Origin of the sequence: Algibacter sp. (assembly GCF_049667265.1) — a bacterium.
Taxonomy (GTDB): domain Bacteria; phylum Bacteroidota; class Bacteroidia; order Flavobacteriales; family Flavobacteriaceae; genus Algibacter_B.
Genome location: NZ_JBATHX010000120.1, coordinates 1 through 2816 on the forward strand (window position 1 = coordinate 1; position 2816 = coordinate 2816).

Genomic DNA, 2816 nt, shown 5'->3' on the forward strand with positions numbered 1-2816 from the left:
CTCCGGAAGTGTAGTAAAATTTCAACCTGAAATAGGTGTTATCATCACGCGTATCATTAGGATCTTCAGCTAATAGATTTAACAAATACAAATTTGGTAGAATTCTAGAAAAACCTCTTCCGCCTTGCTCAATATTAGCTTCAATACCTGAAATTTGGAAATATTGTGTCACATAATTTGCATTCATCATAGTAGTGCCTCCACCACCTAACAAATCATCTTCAGATTGTATCACAAATAATGATTCTGAATTATTTCTATCGCCAGCGAACACATCGGCCGTTGTAGCCACTAAACTATGTGGACTATCTGGTCCATCAATAACATCTAGGGCTTGGGTTTTAGCCTCAGCCCAATCGCCTTGCCACATAGCCGCTTTTGCCTTTACATGCTTTGCTGTTCCTTTTGTAATGCGGCCAAATGTATCAGTCCATTCTAAATGTTCTATTGCGAAATCTAAATCATTATTAATTATATCAAAAATTTCTGCTTCAGTTGACTTATCGTTAATTACATCGAATGCATTATCAACCGTAATAGTTTCTGTTGTTACATAAATATTATTATACATTCTGTATAAATAGAAGTATGAGTGCGCTCTAAAAAACTTAGCCTCGGCAATAATTTGGTTTCTTGAAGCTTCACTAATATTTGTAACAGATTCAGCACCATTAATAATTGCTGTAGCTTTATTAGCTATATTATAATAATGTTTCCAAAATAATGATGATGCAAAAGTAGCACCTAAATCATCTGGTGAAATACCTCTTTCGTATCTTCCTAATAATCCCGTATAACCGGATCTACTGAATGCTAAATCACTTCTAGAAGACATGACTACGGCACCCATATAATCTTCAGTACCAGCGTCGTAACGATCTCTTTCAAATTTATATAAACTTACCACACCAGATTTTAAACCTGCTTCAGTTGAATAAATATAATCTGAATCAATAAGCGTACTTGGTTGTTCTTCTAAGTATTCTTCACATGATACTGCGAAAAGCAACACCATAAGTACCATACCGCTACTTTTTAATTTTGTGTAAAAATTCTCTGTATTCATAATTTCTTTTTTTTTAAAATTTAACTCTTACTCCAAAGGTGAAACTTGTTGCATCAGGATACCCTGTATCAGCGTTTGAAAATGTGCTTCGAATATTTACTTCTGGGCTATACCCAATATAATCTGTATTAGTAAATAAGTTTGTTCCTGTAACATAGAATCTAATTTGTTCTAAATTAAGTCTTTCGTTAACTACATCAGATAATGTATAACCTAAACTCAACGTTCTCAATCTTATATAAGATGCATCTTTAACAGCCAATGAATTTAAATACTGCGGAGCTGCATCAAAATTTGCTCTTGGAAATGTTGTTGATGGATTTTCAGGTGTATAATAAGGTACTCTTACGCCGTTTAATTTTCCTGATATGGTACCACCATTATTAAAATCCGATAAAAACGGATTCACTTTTGTTGCGCCTTCAACAGCGTAGAAATCAACAAATAAATCAAAACCTTTATAAGCTACTGTTGTTGATAATGACCCAAACCAATCTGGATTCGGATCTGTAAACACACGATCTTCCTGAGTTATTTTTCCATCAGGAATTCCAGTTGCATTTCCTTCATCATCAACACCGTTTGTGTCTCTAATTCTAATATCACCCGGTCTTAGATCATCTTGTGTAATTGTAGATTCTGGATTTGCTTGTGGTGCGTTTGCAAAATCATCTCCTACTTGCCAAATACCATCAAATTGATATTGTCTGATTGCTCCGGCAGCTTGACCAACAAAATAATTGAACTGATCATCTTCCAAAACTGGATTACCATCACCGTCATTATAAAGCGATAGAATTTCGTTTTTATTATTAGACCAATTTGTTGAAACAGACCATTTAAAATCATTTGTATTGATAATATTTGCTGTTAAGTTTAATTCAAGACCTGTGTTTTGTAATTCTCCACCATTATCATAGGTATCCGTATACCCTGTTATTGCAGGAACAGGACGCCTTATGAATAAATCGGTTGTTCTTTTATCATACCAGTTAATATTACCAACTAAAATTCTTTCAAATAAAGAAAAATCAAGACCAATATTAGCCGTTGTAATTCTTTCAAATTTATAATCTGTATTTGGTAAGGTGGTAGATGGCGAATAACCAGAAGCAGATTGACTATCGAAAATATAGTTTTGCCCTTCTGCAGTAAATAGCGATCTATATGAACCACGTGGTGCATTTAAAAGAGAACCATAACTAATTCTTAATTTTAATTCTTGAATAGCGTCAACATCTTTTAAAAAGTTTTCTTTATGCATTTTCCATGCAAAAGATCCACCACCATTGTATCCCCATTTATTTCCTGCGGCATTAGCAGAAGAAGCATCGGCCCTAAATGTTGCATTAAACAAATATTTATCAAACATATTATAATTTACTCTTCCCATAAAGGACGTAAACCTTTGCGCTGTTTCATCGCGTTCTACAAATACATTTCCTATAGCATTTGTAATTCCATTATAACCTAAACTTTCATTAGTAAACCCTTCACCTTGTGTAAATGTTCTAGAAAATTTATCTTCTTGAGAGGACTGAACAACAGTTAAATTTAACTTGTGGTCATCATTTATTGCTTTATCCCAAGTTAAAATATTTTCGATTAAGTATGATTCTCTTAATTGGTTTTCAATTCTAGCAATACCTCTAACATCATCACCTGCGGAACTTAAAGAAGATTGATATTGACCTCTTTCTGAAGTACGTCTTGTTAAGTTAGTTTTTAATTGGTATTGTAAATTATCTGT

1 protein-coding gene and 1 pseudogene are annotated in these 2816 nt (G+C 33.4%); both read right to left on the bottom strand.

All coding sequences use genetic code 11. From position 1 onward, the window contains the following. Nucleotides 1-1066 (bottom strand): RagB/SusD family nutrient uptake outer membrane protein (locus WBN21_RS04255; protein ID WP_424198050.1); only part of this gene is annotated, 1066 nt, incomplete at its 3' end. Nucleotides 1067-1079: 13 nt separating this feature from the next. Next, nucleotides 1080-2816: pseudogene (locus WBN21_RS04260) on the bottom strand (SusC/RagA family TonB-linked outer membrane protein); the annotation flags it as partial.